Source organism: Caulobacter sp. GW456-12-1-14-TSB4, assembly GCF_059424195.1.
The window spans coordinates 52,584-74,225 of record NZ_JBWKZF010000020.1; the positions used below are offsets into that span (position 1 = coordinate 52,584).

At 68.8% G+C, this 21,642-nt stretch carries 16 protein-coding genes; 12 read left to right on the plus strand and 4 right to left on the minus strand.

Features of this window, described 5'->3' with window-relative positions:
- Nucleotides 1–396 precede the first annotated feature (396 nt).
- On the minus strand, nucleotides 397–7,623 hold the full coding sequence (locus AC07YH_RS18130; RefSeq protein ID WP_494748351.1) for a hemolysin-type calcium-binding protein: 7,227 nt from the start codon (nucleotides 7,621–7,623) through the stop codon (nucleotides 397–399).
- Nucleotides 7,624–8,209: 586 nt separating this feature from the next.
- Here AC07YH_RS18130 and AC07YH_RS18135 point away from each other — a divergent pair.
- Nucleotides 8,210–9,235, plus strand: coding sequence for a helix-turn-helix domain-containing protein (locus tag AC07YH_RS18135; RefSeq protein ID WP_494748352.1), 1,026 nt, complete (start codon nucleotides 8,210–8,212; stop codon nucleotides 9,233–9,235).
- On the opposite strand, the gene AC07YH_RS18140 is transcribed toward AC07YH_RS18135, so the two are convergent.
- Nucleotides 9,236–10,540 carry a glycoside hydrolase family 1 protein gene (locus AC07YH_RS18140; protein ID WP_494748353.1) on the minus strand — a complete coding sequence of 435 codons (1,305 nt, stop codon included), beginning with the start codon at nucleotides 10,538–10,540 and terminating at the stop codon, nucleotides 9,236–9,238. It abuts the gene before it with no gap.
- Nucleotides 10,541–10,656: 116 nt separating this feature from the next.
- On the opposite strand from AC07YH_RS18140, the gene AC07YH_RS18145 reads away from it, so the two are divergent.
- The 9 genes from AC07YH_RS18145 (at nucleotide 10,657) to AC07YH_RS18185 (ending at nucleotide 18,920) form a co-directional block, all read left to right on the plus strand.
- Complete coding sequence (locus AC07YH_RS18145) at nucleotides 10,657–11,313, plus strand: phytanoyl-CoA dioxygenase family protein (RefSeq protein ID WP_494748354.1); 657 nt, start codon at nucleotides 10,657–10,659, stop codon at nucleotides 11,311–11,313.
- Between the two features lie 138 nt (nucleotides 11,314–11,451).
- On the plus strand, nucleotides 11,452–12,603 hold the full coding sequence (locus AC07YH_RS18150) for a DegT/DnrJ/EryC1/StrS family aminotransferase (protein WP_494748355.1): 1,152 nt from the start codon (nucleotides 11,452–11,454) through the stop codon (nucleotides 12,601–12,603).
- A 135-nt stretch (nucleotides 12,604–12,738) separates the two neighbouring features.
- Nucleotides 12,739–13,749 carry a ketoacyl-ACP synthase III gene (locus tag AC07YH_RS18155; protein WP_494748356.1) on the plus strand — a complete coding sequence of 337 codons (1,011 nt, stop codon included), beginning with the start codon at nucleotides 12,739–12,741 and terminating at the stop codon, nucleotides 13,747–13,749.
- A gap of 10 nt (nucleotides 13,750–13,759) precedes the next feature.
- Nucleotides 13,760–13,984 (plus strand): phosphopantetheine-binding protein, encoded by a 225-nt coding sequence (locus AC07YH_RS18160; RefSeq protein ID WP_494748357.1) that lies wholly within the window; start codon nucleotides 13,760–13,762, stop codon nucleotides 13,982–13,984.
- Nucleotides 13,985–13,986: 2 nt separating this feature from the next.
- Nucleotides 13,987–15,057: a 3-oxoacyl-ACP synthase III family protein gene (locus AC07YH_RS18165; RefSeq protein WP_494748358.1), complete on the plus strand. Its 1,071-nt coding sequence runs from the start codon at nucleotides 13,987–13,989 to the stop codon at nucleotides 15,055–15,057.
- On the plus strand, nucleotides 15,054–15,815 hold the full coding sequence (locus tag AC07YH_RS18170; RefSeq protein WP_494748359.1) for an SDR family NAD(P)-dependent oxidoreductase: 762 nt from the start codon (nucleotides 15,054–15,056) through the stop codon (nucleotides 15,813–15,815). The genes AC07YH_RS18165 and AC07YH_RS18170 overlap by 4 nt, the downstream gene beginning before the upstream one ends.
- Nucleotides 15,816–15,826: 11 nt before the next feature.
- Complete coding sequence (locus AC07YH_RS18175) at nucleotides 15,827–16,447, plus strand: LbetaH domain-containing protein (RefSeq protein WP_494748360.1); 621 nt, start codon at nucleotides 15,827–15,829, stop codon at nucleotides 16,445–16,447.
- Nucleotides 16,444–17,469, plus strand: coding sequence for an aromatic ring-hydroxylating oxygenase subunit alpha (locus tag AC07YH_RS18180; RefSeq protein ID WP_494748361.1), 1,026 nt, complete (start codon nucleotides 16,444–16,446; stop codon nucleotides 17,467–17,469). The genes AC07YH_RS18175 and AC07YH_RS18180 overlap by 4 nt, the downstream gene beginning before the upstream one ends.
- Complete coding sequence (locus tag AC07YH_RS18185) at nucleotides 17,469–18,920, plus strand: glycosyltransferase family protein (RefSeq protein ID WP_494748362.1); 1,452 nt, start codon at nucleotides 17,469–17,471, stop codon at nucleotides 18,918–18,920. Before AC07YH_RS18180 ends, AC07YH_RS18185 begins: the two co-directional genes overlap by 1 nt.
- Here the strand turns inward: AC07YH_RS18185 and map are convergent.
- The gene (map, locus tag AC07YH_RS18190; protein WP_494748363.1) at nucleotides 18,917–19,663 is read right to left on the minus strand and encodes a type I methionyl aminopeptidase; all 747 of its coding nucleotides are present in this window, start codon (nucleotides 19,661–19,663) and stop codon (nucleotides 18,917–18,919) included. The genes AC07YH_RS18185 and map overlap by 4 nt on opposite strands.
- Before the next feature lie 104 nt (nucleotides 19,664–19,767).
- On the opposite strand from map, the gene AC07YH_RS18195 reads away from it, so the two are divergent.
- Complete coding sequence (locus tag AC07YH_RS18195; protein ID WP_494748380.1) at nucleotides 19,768–20,118, plus strand: ArsR/SmtB family transcription factor; 351 nt, start codon at nucleotides 19,768–19,770, stop codon at nucleotides 20,116–20,118.
- Nucleotides 20,111–20,611 carry an SRPBCC domain-containing protein gene (locus AC07YH_RS18200; RefSeq protein ID WP_494748364.1) on the plus strand — a complete coding sequence of 167 codons (501 nt, stop codon included), beginning with the start codon at nucleotides 20,111–20,113 and terminating at the stop codon, nucleotides 20,609–20,611. Before AC07YH_RS18195 ends, AC07YH_RS18200 begins: the two co-directional genes overlap by 8 nt.
- Before the next feature lie 179 nt (nucleotides 20,612–20,790).
- Here AC07YH_RS18200 and yghU read toward each other — a convergent pair whose 3' ends face one another.
- A complete protein-coding gene (gene yghU / locus AC07YH_RS18205; RefSeq protein WP_494748365.1) occupies nucleotides 20,791–21,642 on the minus strand; it encodes a glutathione-dependent disulfide-bond oxidoreductase in 852 nt (283 codons plus the stop codon).

Consider the following 21,642-nt stretch of genomic DNA (forward strand, 5'->3'; position numbering starts at 1 on the left):
CCTTCACGAGGCCGCACAGTCATTCGCGTCTTCTGTGAGTGAGTATTTTGCGGCAGGCTCGAGCCACGTTCGCCATCACCGCCGCCACGCACGGAAGTAGCAACGCGGCCGGAATAAATCTTTGTAATCCAAGAGCTAATCTTGAGCGCCAGAGAACAGCGACCACTCTCCTTTCAACTATGGTCGCTCACCACCCATCGTTGCCACTAGCTTGATCGGCTAAGATCGCGACTGCGAGCAATTGTCGGCTTCGGTTTAACCCGCCCTTGTGGTGGGAACCCCTCTGTCCGCCGCAAGCGCAGAATAGGCGGACGGCTGAGCCGTCCGCTGGCGTCTCACGCGATAGCTGAGCAAGGCCTTCCCGCCGCGAGGGCGGGAAGCTTCTTGGGCCGCCCGCTAGACCAACGTCCCCCACGCATGGCCGTCGCCATACACAGCCACCAGGTCGACGTTCAGCTTGGCGTCGCCGTCGGTGAAGTCGTTGAGGAAGGCGGTGTTGGCCGCCGCGTAGCGGCCGGTGTTCTCGGTCACCGCCGCCGACAGCAGCCAGCCGATGAGCCCCGCCTTGGCGCCCTCCGCCGAGCCCGCGAACAGCTCGAAATAGTGCAGGCGGGTCATGTTGCCGCTGACCTGGTCGTACAACAGGTGCTGCATCTTGTCGGCGGTCAGGGTGGTCCCGAAAATCTCCTTGTAGGCCTTGGTGACGGTCTGTTCGAAGTTCAGCGACCCGTAGTTCGTCTCGAACCAGGCATGGGCCTGCCCCTGGGGCGAGGACAGGTTGATCGCGAAGTTGATGTAGCGGTTGTCGACGTTGAACTTCGTATAATAGGGGTCGCTCAGGTCGTTGGCGTTGACCGTGTTGGGGGCGTGCAGGAGGTACTCCAGCCCCCCCGCCGTCGGCGTCTTGCCGGTGAAGAACTCGTAGGTCATCACCGCTACCGACGTGGTGCCCTGGACCAGCTTGTTCATGTCGGTGATCGTCGTGCCGTCGACCATCTTCAACGTCTCGACGTTGATCATGGTGTCGTCGCCTTCGAAGCTGACCGACTGCAGGCCCGCGCCTGTGTGGACGAAGATGTAGTCCTTCAGGTTGCCGCCCATCAGCACGGTGTCATTGCCCGTGCCGCCGTCCATGAAGTCGTTGCCCTCGCCGCCGAACAGGGTGTCGTCGCCGGCGTCGCCATAGAGCTTGTCGTTGCCGCCCTTGGACCCGACGGTGTCCTTGCCGCCGCCGCCGTGCAGGATGTCATCGTCCGCCCCCAGCACGATGTACTGGTCCTCATTGTCGCCGAACACGATCTGCGAGCCCTCGCCGCCGCCGACCTGGGTGGCGCCGATGATGGTGACGAAGTCGATGTTGTTGAGGTTGATGATCGTGCCGGGCGGCAGGTTGGTGACGTCCAGCACCAGGGCCGTGAACACGCCGTTCGTGGGCGGGCTGCCCTCGAAGGTCAGGGGGATGCTGGTCCCGGCGTTGGGCGCGACGGTCGGGGTCACCGTCTGCACCAGGAGCCGCGCGTCCGGGGCCAGGGTGTCGAGGAAACTGCCGCCCGCGCCGGTCTGGCTGGTGTCGCCGCCCGCGCCGCGGATCGCCGTGACCAGGTTGTCGAGCGAGCTGCTAGCCGACTCCGGCGTGGCGTTGCCGCTGATGGTCATGCTGAAGCCGACCGGGGCCGAGACCGACAGCAGCGACTGGCCGTTCTCGGTGAACAGCGGGATGTCGGCGGTCTGCTCCGTCGCCGCCGGCGTCACCGACGAGATGGTCGTCGTCTGGGTGACGGTGCCGTCCGCGTTGGTGGTCTTGACGGTCTCGACCGGCGCGCCGTCGATGATGGTCGTCGTCGTGGTCGGCGGCGGCGTGTCGGGATCGACGTTGACCGCCGTGGAAGTGACGGTCTCGGGCGTGCCGTGCAGGTCGGTATAGCTGGCCACGACCGTGATCGCCGCGCCGACGTCGCTGCTGCTCAGGACCAGGGTCGAGCCGGTGGCGCCGGCGATGTTGGTCCCGTTCGACTTCCACTGGTAGCTGATGGTTCCCAGGCCATCGGCGTCGGCCAGGCTGTTGCCGGCCGTCAGGGTCTGGTTCGGCAGCGCCGAGCCGCTGATCGTCACCGTTCCCGTCGGGAGATCGTTGATGTTGGCGACCGTCGCGGTGGCGGCGCTGGTGGCCGATTCCGCGAAGCCCTGATTGTCGGTGTAGCTGACCACCACGCGGACCGCGCCACCGACATCGGCGTCGCCCAGCGTATAGGTCACCTGATCGGCCGCGCCGACGATATTGGCGAAGCCCGAACCCACGTCGCGCTGCCACTGATAGTGCAGCGTACCCAGGCCATCGGCGTCGGCCAGGGTCGAGGCCGCCGTCAGCACCTGGTCCTCGGTCGCCGTCCCGGTGATCGACACCCCGCCGGTATGCGGGTCATTGACCCCGGCGATAGCCGTCGTGGCCGTGCTGGTGACGCTGCCGGCAAAGCCCTGGTTGTCGGTGTAGCTGACCACCACGCGCAGGGTCTTGCCGACGTCGGCGTCACCCAGGGTGTAGGTCGCCTGGTCGGCCGCGCCGATGCTGACGAAGCCCGAACCGGCGTTGCGCTGCCAGTCGTAGTGCAGCGTGCCGAGGCCGTCGGCGTCGGCCAGGGTCGAGGTGTTGGCCGTCAGGACCTGGTTCTCGGTCGCCGTGCCGGTGATCGACGCGCCGCCGGTCGGGGCGTCATTGACCGCCGTGATCGCCGCGGTGGCGGCGCTGGTGGCCGATTCCGCGAAGCCCTGGCCGTCGGTGTAGCTGATCACCACCCGGACCACCCCGCCGACGTCGGCGTCGCCCAGGGTGTAGGTCGCCTGGTCGGCCGCGCCGGTGTTGACGAAGCCCGACCCGGTGTCGCGCTGCCAGGTGTAGTGCAACGCGCCCAGGCCATCGACGTCGGCCAGGGTCGAGACCGCCGTCAGCACCTGGTCCTCGGTCGCCGTCCCGGTGACGCTGGCGCCGCCGGTGTGCGGGTCGTTGACCCCGGCGATCGTCGCGCTGGCCGTGCTGTTGACGCTGTTGGCGAAGCCCTGGTTGTCGGTGTAGCTGACCACCGCCCGGATCGTGCCGCCGACGTCGGCGTCGCCCAGGGTGTAGGTCGCCTGGTCGGCCGCGCCGATGCTGACATAGCCCGAGCCCGTATTGCGCTGCCAGTCGTAGTGCAGCGTCCCCAGGCCGTCGCTGTCGGCCAGGGTCGAGGTGTCGGCCGTCAGGACCTGGTCCTCGGTCGTCGTGCCGGTGATCGACACCCCGCCCGTCGGAGCGTCGTTGGAGGCGGTGACCGCCGCGGTGGCCGCGCTGGTGGCGCTTTCGACCGTGCCGCCGGCGTCGGTGTAGTAGATCACCACGCGGACCACGCCGCCGATATCGCCGTCGCCCAGGGTGTAGGTCGCCTGGTCGGACCCGACATTGACGTAGCCGCCGCCGACGTCGTGCTGCCACTGGTAGTGCAGCGTGCCCAGGCCGTCGGGGTCGGCGAGGGTCGAGACCGCCGTGAGGGTCGCGTCCTCCGCCGCCGCGCCGGTGACGCTGGCGCCGCCCGTATGCGGATCGTTGACCCCGACGATGGTCGCGCTGGCCGCGCTGGTGACGCTGTTGGCGAAGCCCTGACCGTCCGTGTAGCTGACGACCACCCGGATCAGGTTGCCCGCGTCGGCGTCGCCCAGGGTGTAGGTCGCCTGATCGGCCGCGCCGATGCTGACATAGCCCGAGCCCGTGTCGCGCTGCCAGTCGTAGTGCAGCGTCCCCAGGCCATCGCTGTCGGCCAGGGTCGAGGTGTCGGCCGTCAGGACCTGGTCCTCGGTCGTCGTGCCGGTGATCGACACCCCGCCCGTCGGGGCGTCGTTGGAGGCCACGATCGCCGCGGTGGCCGCGCTGGTGGCGCTTTCGACCGTGCCGCCGGCGTCGGTGTAGTAGATCACCACGCGGACCACGCCGCCGATATCGCCATCGCCCAGGGTGTAGGTCGCCTGGTCGGTCCCGACATTGACGTAGCCGCCGCCCACGTCGTGCTGCCACTGGTAGTGCAGCGTGCCCAGGCCGTCGGGGTCGGCGAGGGTCGAGACCGCCGTGAGGGTCGCGTCTTCCGCCGCCGCGCCCGTGACGCTGGCGCCGCCGGTGTGGGGGTCGTTGACGGCGGTGATGTTGACCGTCACCGCGCCGCTGTCGGAGAGCGCGCCGCCGGCCCCCTGGCCGCCGCCGTCGTTCAGCTCGTAGTTCAGCGACACCGACGCGGGCGGGGCGTCGCTGGTGTTGGTGTAGGTGATGTGGTCGATGATGTCGTTGACCAGGGCCGTGGTCGCCGCCGTCCCGCTGCTGGTGAAGTTGATCGTCAGGACGCCGCCCGTGCTGGTGAACGTCGCGACGGTCAGGCCGCCGACCTGGAGATTGCCGCCGCTGACGGTGAACAGGGCGCCGCCGGTGCTGAAGCCGAAGGTGTCGGCGGCGTTGGCCACGCCGCGCTGCACCGTGAAGCTGGCGCCGGCATAGTCGCCCAAGCCGCTATTGCGGGCGTCGAGGTCGGTGTCGCTGACGCTCACCGAGCCCAGCAGGATCGCCGCCGTCTGTTCGGTGGCGCCCACGGTGGTGGCCGTGGGCGGCACGACCGGCGCGTCGTTCGAGGCGGTGACGGTGATCCCGTAGTTGTCGGTGTCGCTCAGCCCGCCGTCGTTGGTCACGACCGTCAGGGTGTCCGCCCCGCCGTTGAAGGCGGTGTTGGTGTAGGTCAGACCGTTGGTCGCCGCCAGGGTGGCGTTGATCTCGTTCAGCGTGCCGGTGATCGTGACCGAGGCCGTGCCGTTGTTGGTGATCTCGCCCGAGGTCAGGCCGCCCACGACATTGGTCAGCAGGGTGACCGTGCCGTGCGCCGCCGACACGGTCACCGTCACGTTCTGCGAGCCCGGAGCGGTGTCGACATCGGCGACCTGCAGGCCGGTGACGGCGACGCTGCCGTTCCTCGCGGCCGAAATGGCGGCGGGCGCGGTGTTGACCGGCGCGTCGTTGCCGCCGGTGATGGTCAGGACCGTCGCGCCGCTGTTGACCGAACCTCCGGGCGCATCGACGCCGTCATTGACCGTCCAGGTGATGGTCCGGGTAGTGTTGAGGCCGTAGTTGGTCGGGTTGTCGCCCGTGGTCGAATAGGTGACCTGGGCCAGCACCGACTTGTAGTTGGCGATGGTGTCGTAGCCGGTCAGGGTCAGGGTCTCGGTGGCCGCGTTCCAGCTGTAGGAGATGCCGCCGATCGTCCCCGAGGCGTTTCCGCTGACGCCGATATGGTCGTCGGCCGTGCTGGCCTCGTTGGACGTGAACTTGCCGCCGGTGATCTGCACCGTGGCGCCGGTCAGGTAGCCGCCGTCGCTGTCGGTGATGGTCGGCTGGCCGGTCAGCAGGGTGACCGTGCCGCCCTGCTCCACCGCCGCCGTCGACGTGCCGCTGACCGTCAGGACAGGCAGCGAGGCGAAGGCCAGGCCCTCGATATTGGCCGAGGCGTGGCTGAGCGTCGGGCTGGGCGCGATGGTGTTGATCAGGGTGGCGGTCGTGCCGGCCCCGTTCAGCTGGAAGACGTAGATGACGTCGTCGCTTTCCGAACCGCTGCTCTCCTCGCTCTCGATATAGAGCTGGCGGGCGACCGGATCGAAGGTCATGTCGCCGGGATAGAAGAGGTTGCCGCCTGGCAGGCCGACCAGGGTCACCTGGGTGGCGCTGTCGGAGCCGGTGGCGGTTTCGCTGATCATCCACAGCGCGTTCTGGCCGGCGATGTAGGTGCCGCCGCCGGACGGGTTCGGGGAGGTGGTCGCGAAATAGACGCGGCCATTGGCGGTATCGACCTCGACGTCGCCGATATAGCCGTTCGACGGATCGCCGCCGCCGCTCGGGTCGGGGAACTGGCTGGCCACCAGCCGCGTCGTGGTGTTGGGGCTGCTCAGGTTGTCGATCCGGTAGAGACCGGTCGTCAGCCCGCCGACCAGCTCGCTGTAGAACAGCCGCCCGGCCCCCGCATCGAGCGCGAAGTCATACGGGTCCAGCACGTCGAAGCCGCCGATCTGCGGCCGGGTGTCGGTGGTGCCGGTCGTCAGGAAGCCCGCGTCGGTCACCACGCCGGCCGAGGTGTAGTTCAGCACCTTGATGCCGCTGATCGCGCCGTTGGCGTCCTGGCCATCGAAGAAGGCGACGTAGATCTTGTGATTGATCGCGTCGACCTGGATCGTGTTGACGATGAACTTGGGGTCCCAGTTGCTGATCACGACCGTCGGGGCCGCGGAGCTGCCGATCTGGCCGCGCACCAGCTGGGCGGTGTCGTTGTCGTCGCTGTTGACGATGGCGAAGTAGAAGCCCGCCGCCGTGTCGACGCCCATGTCGGCCACGTAGTTGCGGACGAAATTCGTCCCGCCGCTGTTGTCGACCACCGTCGTCTGGTTCGAGCCGTCGCCATTGACCGTGAACACGCGCGTATCGACGCCGCCTCCCGGGGCCCCCGCGCCGTCGGTCATCGCCCACAGCTGCCCGGTGTGCTTCATGCCCAGGACCGAGACACCGTCATCGGTGGCGCCCGCCGCCAGCACGTAGTTCACGCCGCCCACCGAGGCGGTGTGCACCGTGCTCGTGCCGGCCAGCTCCAGCGAGCCTGCGTCGTCGATGTTCTGCACGAAGGTCAGCGTGCCGCCGCTATTGACCTTGAACAGCGAAACGCCGCTCTCCGCGCCGCCCACGGTCAGGTAGGTGGTCCCGCCGAAGGCCGTGGCCGTCACGCTGTTCGCGCCGGTCAGGCGCAGGCCGGCCGTGTCGCCGACATTGTCGACATTGGTCAGCACGCCGGAGCCGTTGACCGAGAAGACGCTGACGCCGTTGTCGACCGCGCCGGCGACGAACAGATAGGTCGTGCCGCCCACCACCGCGGTGGTCACGTCAGTGGCGCCGTCCAGGCGGTACGTGCCGTTGTCGGTGATCGAGCTGGTCTCGGTCAGCGTGCCGTTGGCGTTGATCCGCAGGACGCTGACGCCGTCATCGACGCTGCCCGCCGCGAACAGATAGGTGTTGCTCCCGATCGTCGCCGTGGTCAGGCCCTTGACGCCGTCCAGCTCCAGCGTGCCGCCGTCCAGGGTGTTGGAGACCGAGGTCAGGACGCCGTTGGCCTCGACGCGGAAGGCGCTGATCCCATCCTCGTTCGCGCCCGCGGCGAACACATAGGCCGAACCGCTGACCGTGGCCGAGGCCATCCGCGCCACGCCGTTCAGGTAGGTGGAGCCGGAGTCCGCGAGATCGTAGACGCTGGTCAGGGCGCCGTTCGTCGCCACCCGGAAGACGCTGAGGCCGTTGTCGCCGCCCCCCGCGGCCACCAGATAGGTGGCCCCGCCCGACATGACGGTGGTGAGGCCGCTCACGCCCGTCAGGTTCAGCGAACCGCTGTCGGTGACGTTGTAGACGTTCGTCAGGACGCCGCCCCGGCTGAGCGAGAAGACGCTGACGCCGTTGTCCACGGTTCCGCCGACGAACACATAGGTCGTCCCACCGACATCCGCCGAGGTGATGACGGACGCGCCGTCCAGCTCCAGCGAACCACCATCGGTCTGATTGTCACTGTTGGTGTAGAGAAGCGCCATGGATCAACCCCAAGTATTTGTGCAGGCGCGACTCGCGGCGCCTTGAAAACTATCGGGCTGTCCTGGATGGCGAAGTTTCCGCGGGCGCTGACTAGACGCGCCTACCCGCAGAACAATGTTCGCTCGATCCGTCGAATATACGCGGAGCTCAACTACTCAACCTTGGGTTACCACTCTTCGCAACCTTCGTAACGCGAGACATTCACCACACTTAATCGGCGAATATTCAGCGCTGAGATCATCTAGACCACGTATTTGATATTCGACGCTTCCAAGCTTCCTAGCTCTTCCCACCCACGTTTCGCACTTTTGACATCCGGCGATACAGCCGAGCGCGCGATTTCTCGTCGTTGCACGCGGTATGTTCTTACCAGAGTCAAAGCACGTCTGAGACTTTAGCCCAGCCATCGTCATTTTGGCTGGTAAAACACATCGACGTCTTTGACTGAACGTGCCACGAATCTTGCACCAGCGTGCCAAACTGTCGGTTGGACGACGCAGGATGACAACTATGGCGAGTAACGCTATACAGGGGTTTTTCAAGCCCCCCGCGTGTCCAAGGGGGGCGGCGTCTTCCGAGAGCTACGTGCAGCGCATCGTCTGGACCCTGGCCGGCGCCGAGGCCGCGGAGCACTATCGAGCCAGCGTCGCCTCGCTGTTCGACGTGGTCCTGCCGGACATGGCGCAGTTCCGCGACCACCTGCTGGGCTATCATCTGGGCTCGGCCCTGATCGCCCGCGCCCGGTCGTCGGCGCGGACCCTGGTGCGCTCGCGCGCCCTGGCCCGGCTGGACGGCGTCGACGCCCTGCACGTGATCCTGCAGGTCTCCGGGACCTTCCAGGGCGACTATGACGGACGCGAGGCGCGCGGCGGTCCCGGATCGATCCGGATCCTGGACATGGCCCGGCCGTTCGCGATCAGCGAGAGCGACGCCGAGACCATCACGCTCAGCCTGCCGCGCGAGCGGCTGGAGACGGCGACCGCCAACCGCGACGCCCACGGCCTGGTGTTCTCCGAGCCCAGCGCCATGTCGCGCCTGCTGGTGACCCATCTGGAGGGTCTGGCGCGGGCCGCCCCCGACCTGGCCCCGGCCGAGGCCGCCGCCAGCGCCGAGGCGGCCAGCGCCCTGGCCGCGGGCCTGATCAGCAGCCGAGCGGACATCGAGGCGCCCCACCCCAGCGCCGTCGAGGGCCGATTGTTCGCCATCGCCCGGCGCTATATCGACGCCCAGCTGGACAGCCGCGACCTGACCCCGGCCGCCATCGGCGCGCATCTGGGCGTGTCGCGCCGGACGCTCTACCGCCTGTTCGACGGCAAGCACGGGGTGGCCGGCTATATCCAGCAGCGGCGGCTGGACCGCGCCTTCAACGTCATCGCCCAGCACGCCGAACCGCAGGCCTCGCTGGCCGAGATCGCCTACGCCCACGGCTTCCAGTCGGAGGCCCATTTCAGCCGCGCCTTCCGCGCCCGCTTCGACCTGCGGCCCGGCGAGGCCCGCAGCTTCGGCCAGGAGGGCCGCCGACCGGTCGAGACCGCCTCGTCCGACAGCCCCTTGGAGGGCTCCGGCCCGGCCGACGCCCGCAAGCTGCTGACCTGGCTGCGCGGGCTCTAGCTAGATCCTGTCGCCTTTGGCGATCCGGCCCAGGTGATAGGCGCTGGGCTTGGGCGTGCGCTTGAAGGTCTTCAGGTCCACCGCCACCAGGCCGAAATGCTTGTCGAAGCCCGACGTCCACTCGAAATTGTCCAGCAGCGACCAGTAGAGATAGCCGTGCACCGGGATGCCCTCGCCCAGGCACTGGCGCACGCCGGCCAGCGCCCGGTCGATGAAGACGATCCGGCGCGCGTCGTCATCCGTGCCGATGCCGCTCTCGGTGACATAGATCGGCTTGCCGATCGTCCTGTGCGCCCAGCGGATGGTCGCCGCCAGCGCCTCGGGCCGGAACTCGTAGCCGGCGGCGGTCATCTCCGTGCCCTTCGGCCACAGCACGATACCTTTGTCGTCATAGAGCAGCCGCGTGTAGGTCTGCACGCCGGTGAAGTCGCTGTGGGTGCGGGCGACATCGGCCCAGCCGCCGTAGAGGGCCTTCTCCATCTGGGGCGCGATCGAGTTCTCGCCGACGGCGGCCACCTCCTGGGTCGTCAGGCTGACCCCGACCTGGATGGCGGACCGCTCGGCCTTGATCGCCTGATAGCCCTTGCGGTGGGCGTCCAGCATGATCGGCTGGCTGAGCTCCGGGTTGGAATAGGCCATGGCCATGAACGCTTGCGACCCCGTGGCCTTGCGGGCGGCGTCCAGCATCCTGGCGCGGACCGGATTGGGCGGGGCCAGCGCGCCCATCACCTGGACCAGCAGCTGGACATTGGCCTCGTTGAAGGTGGTGCAGCGGCCCATCAGCCCGCCGAACCGCTTCGTCACGACCTGGCAGTAGCGGGCGAAGAGATCGGCGGCGTCCGGGCGTTCCCAGCCGCCGCGCATCGAAAACCACAGCGGGGCCGAGAAGTGGTTGAAGGTGACGATCGGCGTCTGCCCCTTGGCGTGGCAGGCCTCCAGCACCCGGACATAGTGGTCCAACTCGGCGTTGGAGAACTGGCCCTCGCTGGGCTCGATGCGGCTCCACTCGATGCCGAAGCGGTAGCAGTTGAAGCCCAGGGCCGCGTTCAGGGCGATGTCCTCGGCGTAGCGGTGATAGCTGTCGCAGGCGTCGCCGGAGCGGTCCTTGTAGACGGTGGGGGTCAGGTTCTCGAGCAGCCAGGTGTCAGCGTTGACGTTGTTGCCCTCGCTCTGGTGACCCGAGATCGCCGTGCCCCACAGGAAGCCCTTGGGCAGCGGCTTTGGCCCCGGCGTCGCGGCCAGGCTGACCGCCGGCGAGGCGGCCGCGGCGGCGATCATGGCGCGGCGGCTGATGTTTCCGAGCATGCGCTCCTCCCTCGTTTTATCGTTGGCGCGGACTGGATCATAAATTTACTCACTCGTCAGTGAGGATTTTAACGCCGGATTGCGCGCCGTCCTCACGAGCGGCACAGTCGAGGCTGATGAGCGACACCCTCACCAAGGTCGAACCGCTGGGCGCCGAGCAGGCCGCCGCCCTCGACCGCGACGGCTATCTGCTGCTGCGCGGGGCCGTTCCCGAGGCCTGGCGCGAGGATCTGCGCGCCGCCTTCGACGTGGGGACGCACGCCCAGTGGCCCGCGCCGCGCGGTCCGGGCTGGCTCCACGCCCTGGTCGATCTGGATCCGACCGTGCAGCGCGCCTGCCGCGTCCCACAACTGCTGGCGGCCGCCGGCCGGCTGATCGGCCAGCCCTTCTATTTCAGCCAGGTCGAGGGCCGCGAGCCTCGGCCCGGGGCCGGCCACCAGCCGCTGCATCGCGACGGCCTGGGCGCCAGCACCGTCGCGGCCCTGGTCTTCCTCGACCCCTATGGCCCCGACAACGGCGCCACCCGCCTGATCCCGCGACCTCTCGACGTGGGCGAGCCCGACGAAGCCGTGGCCCTGACCCTCGCGGGCGAGGCCGGCGACATCCTGGTGTTCGACGCCGACCTGCTGCACGGCGCCACCCGCAACCACATCGGCGCCCGCCGCCGCTCGCTGCTGCTGAGCTTCCGCCCGGAGACGGACAGGGCCCTTGATGAGACCACCCGCGCTCTGCGCTGCGTACGGATGGACACGACGGAAGTGTTCGCGCTGTAGCCTCCCTCTGTCTTGGCGAGAGAGGGCTCCAATTTGGAGCGTCAGTCCGCCGCACCCGCGGGTTCCCGCGCGCAACTGTCGATTAACCATCGTGGTCCTTACTCGAACCCTTCCGGCAACCTCGAGCGATTTGCCTCCGTGCCTCCTCCAGCCTTGAACTCGGCCGTCGCCCTCTCGGCCAACGTCGCCCCCGTCGTCGCGGACGCTCCGGTCCCGGTCGCCCGGCCGTTCATGCCGACGGCCGACACGATCCTGCCCTATCTGGAGCGGATCGACGCCAAGCGCTGGTACTCCAATTTCGGCCCGCTGCTGATCGAGCTGGAAGCTCGGCTGGCGGCGCGGTTCGCCAAGCCGACTCTGGCCTGCACCGCCGCCAACGGCACCCAGGCCCTGACCCTGGCCCTGATGGCGCTGGACGCCAAGCCGGGCGGCCTGTGCGTCATGCCGTCCTGGACCTTCGTCGCCACCGCCCACGCGGCGATCCAGGCGGGCCTGGTCCCGTGGTTCGTCGATGTCGATCCGGTGACCGGCGTGCTGGACGCCGACCATGTCCGCGAACGCCTGGCCCACGCGCCGGGCCCCGTCTCGGCGATCGTCCCGGTGGCCGCCTTCGGCAAGCCGCTGGACCCCACGCCGTGGGCCAAGCTGCATGAGGACACCGGCCTGCCGGTGGTCATCGACGCGGCCGCCTCGTTCGACAGCGTCAGCGCCGCTCCGATCCCGACCATGGTCAGCCTGCACGCCACCAAGGCGCTGGGCATCGGCGAAGGCGGCTTCATCGCCTCCGAGGACGCCGGCTTCATCGATCGTTTCCGCGCCCTGACCAGCTTCGGCTTCATGGGCGATCGCGAGGCGCGCTTCGCGGCCAACAACGCCAAGCTCAGCGAATATACCTGCGCGGTCGGCATGGCCGCCCTGGACCAGTGGCCGTCCACCCGCACGGCCTACATGATCACCGCCCAGCGCCTGCGCGTGGCCCTGCTGCACACGCCGTCGGTGGTCTTCCAGGCCGGCTGGGGCCTGGACTGGGTGTCCAGCACCTGCGTGGTCGAACTGCCCGAGGGCGCGACCAGCGCCGTCGAGGCCAGCCTCAAGCGCCAGGGCGTCGACAGCCGCCGCTGGTGGAGCAACGGCTGCCACCACGCCCCGGCCTTCGCCCACTACCCGGCCGACGCCCTGCCGACGTCCGAGCGCTTCGCCGCCTCGACCCTGGGCCTGCCCTATTTCGCCGACATGAGCATCGACCAGGTCAACCGCGTCGCCGCGGCGCTGGCGCAAGCCCTGGCCTGACGAAACTTGGCCTGACCAGACTTGGCCTGATCCGCGCTGCGACGCCGCGCCGCATCGGCTCCGCGTTATGGTTAACCGGACTTTAGAACTTGGAACCCTACGCTTCAGCCATCGGTTGAGGAGCGTCTGCGTCCCGTGGGCACGAGCGGTAAAATCGTCGCGATCGCCAGCCACCTGCCCGAGCAGGTGCTGAGCAACGACGACCTCGCCGCGCTGTATCCCAGCTGGCCCGCCGACAAGATCCTCGACAAGACCGGCATCCAGACCCGCCGCATCGCCGCCCCGGACGAGACCGCCGTCGACCTGGCCGAAGCCGCCGCCAAGGCGCTGTTCGCGCAAGGCCGCGTGGTCCCCGCCGACATCGACTACCTGCTGTTCTGCACCCAGGCGCCCGACCACATCCTGCCGACCTCGGCCTGTATCCTGCAGCAACGGCTTGGGCTGCGCACCGACATCGGCGCGCTGGATTTCAACCTCGGCTGCTCGGGCTTCGTCTATGGCCTGTCGATGGCCCAGGCCCTGATCGCCAGCGGCCAGGCGCGGCGCGTGCTGCTGCTGACCGCCGACACCTATTCCAAGCTGATCCACCCGATGGATCGCGGCGTGCGCAGTCTGTTCGGCGACGGCGCAGCCGCGACCCTTATCGAGGCCGTCGAGACCGACGCCCCGGCGGTCGGCCCCTTCGTGTTCGGCACGGATGGATCGGGGGCCGAGAACCTGATCGTCCCGGCCGGCGGCTTCCGTCAGCCGCGCACCGAAGAGACCGCCGTGGTCACCGAGGACGCCTCGGGCAACCTACGGTCGGCCGACCATCTCTACATGAACGGCGCGGCGATCATGACCTTTACCCTGGGCGCGGTCCCGGCGGCGATCGATCAGCTGCTGGCCCGCGCGGGCGCGGCGATCGACGACTACGACGCCGTGGTGCTGCACCAGGCCAGCGCCTTCATCCTCGACCGCCTGCGCCGCAAGCTGGCCGTGGCCGAGGACAAGTTCGTGGTGGCCCTGCGCGACGTGGGCAACACCGTTTCCTCCACCATTCCCATGGCGCTGGAGCCGCTGGTCAGGGACGGGCGCGCGCGCCGCGTCCTGCTGGTCGGCTTCGGCGTCGGCTATTCCTGGGCCGCCGCCCAGGCCCTTCTCTAGGAGCATCGAGATGCAAAACCTGTACGCCGGCCTGGCCGAGATCTTCGAGATCGACGCCGCCGAAGTCACCGCCGACACCGTCCTGGCCAACCACAACTGGGACTCGCTGGCCATCGTCTCGACCATCGCCCTGGTCGACGAGATCTGCGGCGAGCTGCTGGACGGCGCGGCCCTGGCCAACTGCGTGACGGTCAGCGACATCGCCGCCCTGATCCCGCAGGCCAAGGCCGCCTGATCATGACCACGGCACAAGCTACGCCCGTTGAAGGCCGTCGTCGGGGCGGCTACGCCCTGTCCGGCGTCGCCCTGCGCGGCGTGGTCTGCGCCGTGCCCGGCGAGCCGGTGCCCAACGCGGTCATCGCGCAGACCCTGGGCGACCAGGCCGTCGCCGACGTCGTCAAGATGGTCGGGGTCGAGACCCGCCACTGGGCCGCGCCCGACCAGACCAGCGCCGACCTCTGCGCCGCGGCCGCCGAGCGGCTGCTGGAGACGCTGGGGTGGGAGCGCGATAGCGTCGACGCCCTGATCTTCGTCACCCAGACCCCCGACCACCCGCTGCCGGCCAGCGCCTGCCTGCTGCACGGCCGGCTGAAGCTGGCCACCGACTGCCAGGCCTTCGACGTCAATCTGGGCTGCTCGGGCTATGTCTACGGGATGTGGCTGGCGGGCAGCCTGATCCAGTCGGGCTGCAAGCGCGTGCTGCTGCTGGCCGGCGAAACGAGCAGCCGCCTGGTCGATCCCACCGATCGCGGCACGGCCGTGCTGTTCGGCGACGCCGGCTCGGCCTCGGCGATCGAGCATGACCCCTCCGCCCCGACCCTGCGCTTCCGCATGGGCACGGACGGCGCGGGCGCCGGTGCGCTGATGGTGCCGCAGGGCGGTTTCCGCCCCGTCGATCCCGACCGCGCCTTCACGCTGGACCCGACCCGCCTGCACATGGACGGCGGCGAGGTCTTCACCTTCACCCTGCGCGAAGTGCCCAAGCTGGTGGCCGACACCCTGGCCGACGCGGGCGTGGCCGGCGACACGGTCGACGCCTACCTGCTGCACCAGGCCAACCGCTTCATGCTGCGCCACATCGGCAAGAAGATCGGGGCCACCGACACCGAGCGCCTGCCGATCAATATCGAGCGCTACGGCAACACCAGCTCGGCGACCATCCCGCTGCTGCTGGCCGACGACATGGCCCAGCGCCTGACCACGGGCTCCACGAGGCTGATGCTGGTCGGCTTTGGCGTCGGCCTGTCGTGGGGCGCGGTGCTGGCCGAGTTCGGTCCGCTGGCCTGCGCCGAAGTGATCCGCGCATGACCTTTTCCGCCGATGCGCTGAAGGACCGGACCATCCTAGTCACCGGCGCCTCCTCAGGGTTAGGACGCGCCACCGCCGCCCTGATCGCCCGCTGCGGCGGCCGGGTGATCGCCACCGGTCGCGACGAGGCGCGCCTGGCCGCTACGATCGAAGCGCTCTCGGGCGAGGGTCACAGCGCCTTCGCCGCCGACCTCACCGAAGCCGACGCGGTCGCCGACCGCATCAGCGCCGTCGCCACCGAAGCCGGCGGCCTGGACGGCATGTTCCACTCGGCGGGCAGCGAGCTGATCCTGCCGGCCCGCCTGACCAAGGCCAAGCAGATCGACGGCGTGTTCGGCGCGGCGGTGCACGGGGCCCTGGGCCTCGCCCGCGCGGCCGGCAAGGCCAATGTCATGAAGCCCAGCGCGTCGATCGTGCTGATGTCCTCGGCCTCGGCCCAGCGCGGTCGCGCCGGCATGATGGCCTATTCCGCCGCCAAGGCAGCGATCGAAGGCCTGACCCGCTCGCTGGCCTGCGAGCTGGCCCCCAAGGAAATCCGCGTCAACGCCATCGCCGCCGGCGGGGTGGAGACAGAAATGCACGCGCGCCTAGCCCGGGGCCTGTCCGAGGCCGGCATGGACGCCTATGCCGCCCAGCATCTGCTAGGCTTCGGCGCGCCGGACGACGTCGCGCAGGCGGCCGTGTTCCTGCTGTCGCCCGCCGCCCGCTGGGTGACCGGCGCGGTATGGGCCGTCGACGGCGGCTACCTGGCCAGCTGAGGGACGCAACGATGACGGACTATGTGCTGGTCGGCGGCGGGGCCTTCGCCCGCGAAATCCATGACTGGTTCGCGCCGGGCCTGACCGGCGGCGACCGCTTCGTCGGCTATCTGGACGACGGCGACCAGCCGATGGCCCCGTTCGGTCGCGCCCTGCCGCAGCTGGGCGACACCAAGGCCTACACGCTCGCACCCAACCAGAAGCTGGTGATGGCCGTCGGCGATCCGAAGGGCAAGGTCGCCCTGGCCGGACGGCTGGGCGGCCCCGAAGCCTTCGCCACCCTGATCCATCCTCGCGCCTGGGTCTCGGCCTCGGCCAGGCTGGGTCCCGGCGCCGTGGTCGGTCCGTTCACGGACGTCTCGGCCGACAGCAGGTCCGGCGCCCTCCTGACCCTCAACGCCTATTCCAGCCTGGGCCACGACGTCGCCGTCGGCGATTTCGTCACCCTCAGCGGCTATGTCGACCTGACCGGCGGCGTCACCGTCGGCGACCGCAGCTTCTTCGGCTCCGGTTCGCGGGTCTTGCCGCGCCTGAAGATCGGCTCGGACTGCATGGTCGGGGCCGGCGCGGTCGTGGTGCGCGGCGCGGGCGATGGCGTGACGCTGTACGCGGCGCCGGCGAGGCGGCTTTGAGCCCTCTCGACACCACCCTGCTGAACGATTTCTGGCACCTCGTCGCCCACCGCAGCGAGCTGACCGAGCCGGGCGCCTTCCTGCGCCTGGACTGGGCCCTGGGCGATCTTGTCCTGCACAACGACGAGGGCGAGGTCATCGCCTTCGACAATGTCTGCCCCCATCGCGGCGCGCGGCTGTTCGTCGAGGACCACGGCGCCCGTCGCGCCATCTGCCCCTATCACGGCTGGAGCTATCGCGGCGGCCAGGTCCGCGCGCCGCTGGCCAAGACCTGGCCGCCCGGCGCCCTGGACAAGGTGACCTTGCGCCGCTTCCAGACGGCCTGGTGCGGCGACTTCCTGTTCGTCGGGATCGCGCCCGTTCAGAGCCTGGAAACCCAGCTGGCCGGCGCGTTCGCGCCGCTGGCGCAGGCCTCGGCCCGGATCGCCGGCCGCCGCGACTTCAACGCCTTCGAATTCCAGTCCGACTGGCGGGTCGCCGTCGAGAACGCCCTGGAGAGCGACCACGTCAATCCGATCCATCCGCAGACCCTGGCGCCGCTGGGCCTGCAGGATGACGCCACCGTCTTCGACGGGCCCAACACCACCTACACCGCCCACATCACCGACAGCCGCACCCTGCGCGGCCTGAAGACGATGAGCCGGTTCTTCGAGGTCGAGGGGGCCTATCCCGGCTACTGGACGATCTACGTCTTCCCGTTCGCCATGGTCTCCTCGACCTTCGGCTATTCCTATTCGCTGCAGACCTTCCTGCCGTCGGCGACGCCTCACCGCGCCCACTTCTGCAGCCGCCAGCTGGCCGGCCGGGTGAAGCCTGCTTACGAGGCCGCCGTCGAGGCGTTCCTCGACTCCAGCGCCCGGGTCAACCGCCAGATCTTCGACGAGGACCACGCGATCTGCGCCCGCGTCAGCCCGCACTACGACCTGACCTCTCCCGACCGGATCTTCTCGCCCACCGAAGACCGCGTCGCACGCCTGCACGCCATCCTGACCCCGATGGCCCAGCATAAGGACCTGCCCTGATGGCCCTCGTCGATTTCCTCCTCGAAGGCGCCCAGGAGCGGTACTTCTCGTCGCTGATGATCATCGCCGAACGCTGGGACGTCATGCTGGGCGAGGACGCCCTGGACGGCGTCAACGACTACACCTTCGTCGACCGGGTGCTGCGCCTGCTGGAAAGCGGCAAGTACGGCGGCGACTTCATCGTGCAGGTGATCTCCGACCTCGGCTCGATCTCCTGGTGGCGCGGCCCGCACATCGGCGATGTCGACGCCGGACGGGTCGCCGCCCTGGCCCGACGCCTGCACCTGCGCGGCGCCGACTCCCTGACCCTCCCGCCGCGCGACGTATCGCTGAGCGCGGCCCAGCGGGCCCACGTCATCTTCGCCGGCGACCTGATGGGGCCCTTCCACTCACCCTCGCGCGGCGCGATCGACTATGTCGCCACCCTGGCCATGGACCCGACGATCGAGCGCATCGACCTGCACTACGGCAACGAGGGGCCGCTCCTCGAGGCCTTGCAGGCCTATATCGCCGAGCGCCTAGGCGACATCCCTCCCGAGCGGGGCGTCCGGCTAATCTCGACGGTCCAGAACCCCGACTACCTGGTCGACGCCATCCGCAAGGGTCCATGCACCTATCACTTCTGGTGCGAGCCGATCATGGCCCCGCACATCACCATCGCCAGCCGCCTGGGCCCGACGGTAATGTTCACCTGTGGCGACGAGCCGCCGCCCCAGTACGCCGACGTCTTCTGGTACTTCCACGAGCCGGACTACATCGCGCCGATCTGGAAGCGCCGCGGCGCGCCGGGCAGCTATATGCGCAACTACGTCCAGAGCCTGTCGGGACCGTTCTACGACCAGGGCCCGCCCGCTCCGCGCACCCGCGCCGAGGTCCACCTGCCGCAGGACGCCTTCGTCATCACCACGGTCGGCAACCGTCTGACCGTCGACCTGGACGAGACCTTCGTCACCGGCATGGAGGTGGTCCTGCGCAATCACCCCAAGGCCATCTGGCTGGTGGTCGGCGGCCTGCCCGACCATCTGCTCGACGCCTGCCGGGCGATCCTGGGCGACCAGTTCCGCTACCTGGTCCACGACATGGAGCTGGCCCGGCTGATGACCACGGTCGACGTGTTCGCCAACCCGTTCCGCAACGGCGGCGGCAACAGCGCCATGTTCGCCCTGACGGCCAACGCGGTCGTGCTCACTACCCAGGACGGCGACGTGGCCTCGATGGTCCCGCCCGAGCACCGCGCCAAGGACGCCGACGACTACTTCGCGCGCCTGACGGCCCTGATCGACGAGCCCGGCCTGATCGACGCCTGGCGCGGCCCGCAGCAGGAACGCCGCAAGCTGATGAACGACCAGACCTATTTCCTCAGCGCCCTGAAGGCGATGGTCGACCTGGCCCACGAACGCTTCGAAGCCCGCCAGGGCCGCACCCTGACCTCGGTGGTGGAAGAGGGCTAGACCAGCGTCAGGACCAGCGGCCCGTTCCGGGTCGCCACCAGGGTGTGTTCGTACTGCACCGTGGCCTGGCGCTGGGGCGGGCGCAGGGTCCAGCCGTCGTCCAGTTCCTCGACATAGTCCGCGCCCAGCGACAGGAACGGCTCGATGGTGAAGACCAGGCCCTCGGGGATGGTCCGGCGGTCGCGCGGCTCGTACCAGGTCGGGATCTCGCGCGGGTCGTCGTGCAGCGAGCGGCCGACCCCGTGGCTGGCGAGGTTGCGCACCAGGCTGTAGCCGTTCTTCTGGGCGAAGCTCTCGATCGAGCGGCCGACTTCGTTCAGCCGGCCGCCGGGCTTCACCGAGCGGATGCCGGCCCACATCGCCCGCCGGCCGTCGCGGCACAGGCGCTCGACGCGCTTGGTCACCGGCGGCACCGCGAAGCTGGCGCCTGTGTCGCCATAGTAGCCGTCCAGCTCGGCCGAGACGTCGATATTGATCAGGTCGCCGGCCTTGACCACCGTGTCGCCGGGGATGCCGTGGGCGCAGTCGGGCCCCACTGAGATGCAGGTCGCGCCCGGGAAGTTGTAGGTCAGCTCCGGCGCCGAGCGCGCGCCTTCCTTCTCCAGCAGGGCGCGGCCCAGGTCGTCCAGCTCGCGGGTGGTCATGCCCGGCTCCAGCGCCTCGCCCATCGCCGCCAGGGTCCGCGCCACCAGGTTGCCGACGGTGCGCAGCTTCTCCAGCTGGTCCTCGTTCTCGATGGTCATGGCGGGTCTCCGATAGGGCGCGGGCGCAAGGTGGCGGGTTTGGCGGAGAGGAGCAATGGGCGCCCCCTTGCGGACGATCGATCTTCATGCCAATACTGAACCCGATGGTTCAGCATTCAACAGAACGCCTCGACGCCTCCTTCGCCGCGCTGTCGGACGCCACCCGGCGCGGCGTGCTGGAGCAGCTGGGCCGCTCGGAAGCCTCGATCACCGAGCTGGCCGAGACCTTCCACATGACCCTGACGGGCATGAAGAAGCATGTCGGCGTGCTGGAGCGGGCGGGGCTGGTCACCACGGAAAAGGTCGGCCGCGTGCGGACCTGCCGGCTCGGCCAGCGCGGCTTCGACGAGGAAGTCGCCTGGATCGAGGAACGTCACCGGATCTGGAGCACGCGCTTCGACGCGCTGGACCAGGTCATCGAAGCCATGAAACGCAAGGAGAAGATGGATGGGTGAACGCGTGAGCGACGGCCGCACGACGGTCGAGCGCAAATCCGACCGCGAACTGGTCGCCACCCGGGTCTTCGACGGCCCGGTCCGCCTGGTCTACGACGCCTGGACCCAGGCCGAGCTGTTCCAGCTGTGGTGGGCGCCCAAGTCCAGCGGCGTGCCGATGGTCGGCTGCGAGATGGATGTCCGCACCGGCGGCGGCTACCGCATCACGTTCCAGCGCGACGCCGAGAACAGCATGAGCTTCTTCGGCAAGTACCTGGAGGTCGTTCCGGGCGAGCGCCTCGTCTGGACCAATGACGAAGCCGGCGAGGAACAGGGCGCCGTCACCACCGTCACCTTCGAGGACGAGGACGACGGCAAGACCCTGCTGACCTTGAGCGAGCTCTATCCGACCAAGGAATCGCTCGACGAGTCCTTCGTCGGCATGGAGGACGCCATGCCCGAGCAGTTCGGCCAGCTGGACGAACTGCTCGTCACGCTGAAAGCGAAGGGCTAGGGCCTATACTCGGTAAATGCCCTGGGATTCCAAGGCTCCAAAATCTTGTCATCCCGGAAGCCTCGAAGAGGCTGTCCGGGACCCAGGGGCCACCGCACTGCATTGGCCCCTGGGTCCCGGCTCTCCGCTTCGCTGCGGCCGGGATGACAAGCTTTGGGAGATGCCAATCGAGTCTGGCCCTAGGCGAAGCCTGGCAGCTGCAGGAAGTCGGCCGCGTCGTGCCGCTCGCGCAGGAACTCGCCCGGCGGTGAGGCGGTGCGGTTGACGACGCGGCCGCGCTTGACGGCCGGCCGCGCGGCGACCTGTTCGTACCAGCGCATCAGGTGCTTGTAGTCCTGCACGCCCAGGAACTCGTGGGCGTCATAGACCCCGAACAGGCTGCCCGGCTGCCAGGGCCAGACCGCCATGTCGGCGATCGTGTACTGGTCGCCGGCCAGGAATTCATGCGAGGCCAGATGGGTGTCCAGCACGTGCAGCTGACGCTTGACCTCCATGGCGTAGCGGTCGATCGCATATTCGATCTTCAGCGGCGCGTAGCGGTAGAAGTGCCCCAGGCCCCCGCCGACGAACGGGGCGGTCCCCATCTGCCACATCAGCCAGTTGAAGGTCTTGGTCCGCGCGCGCGGCTCGGTCGGCAGGAAGGCCCCGAACTTCTCGGCCAGATAGACGAGGATCGCGCCGCTCTCGAACACCGGAATGGCCGGGTCCGTCGAGCGATCGACCAGGGCCGGGATCTTGGAGTTCGGATTGATCTCCACGAAGCCGCTGCCGAACTGGTCACCCTTGAAGATGTCGATCAGCCAGGCATCGTACTCGGCGCCCGTATGGCCGGCGGCCAGCAATTCCTCCAGCAGGATCGTCACCTTCTGGCCGTTCGGCGTGCCCTGCGAATAGAGCTGCAGCGGATGCTTGCCGACCGGCAGCTCACGTTCGAACCGCGCGCCGGAGGTGGGCTGGTTGATGCTGCCGAACGTGCCGCCATAGTTGGTGTTCGGGGTCCAGACCTTGGGAGGCGTGTAGTCTTCGCTCAT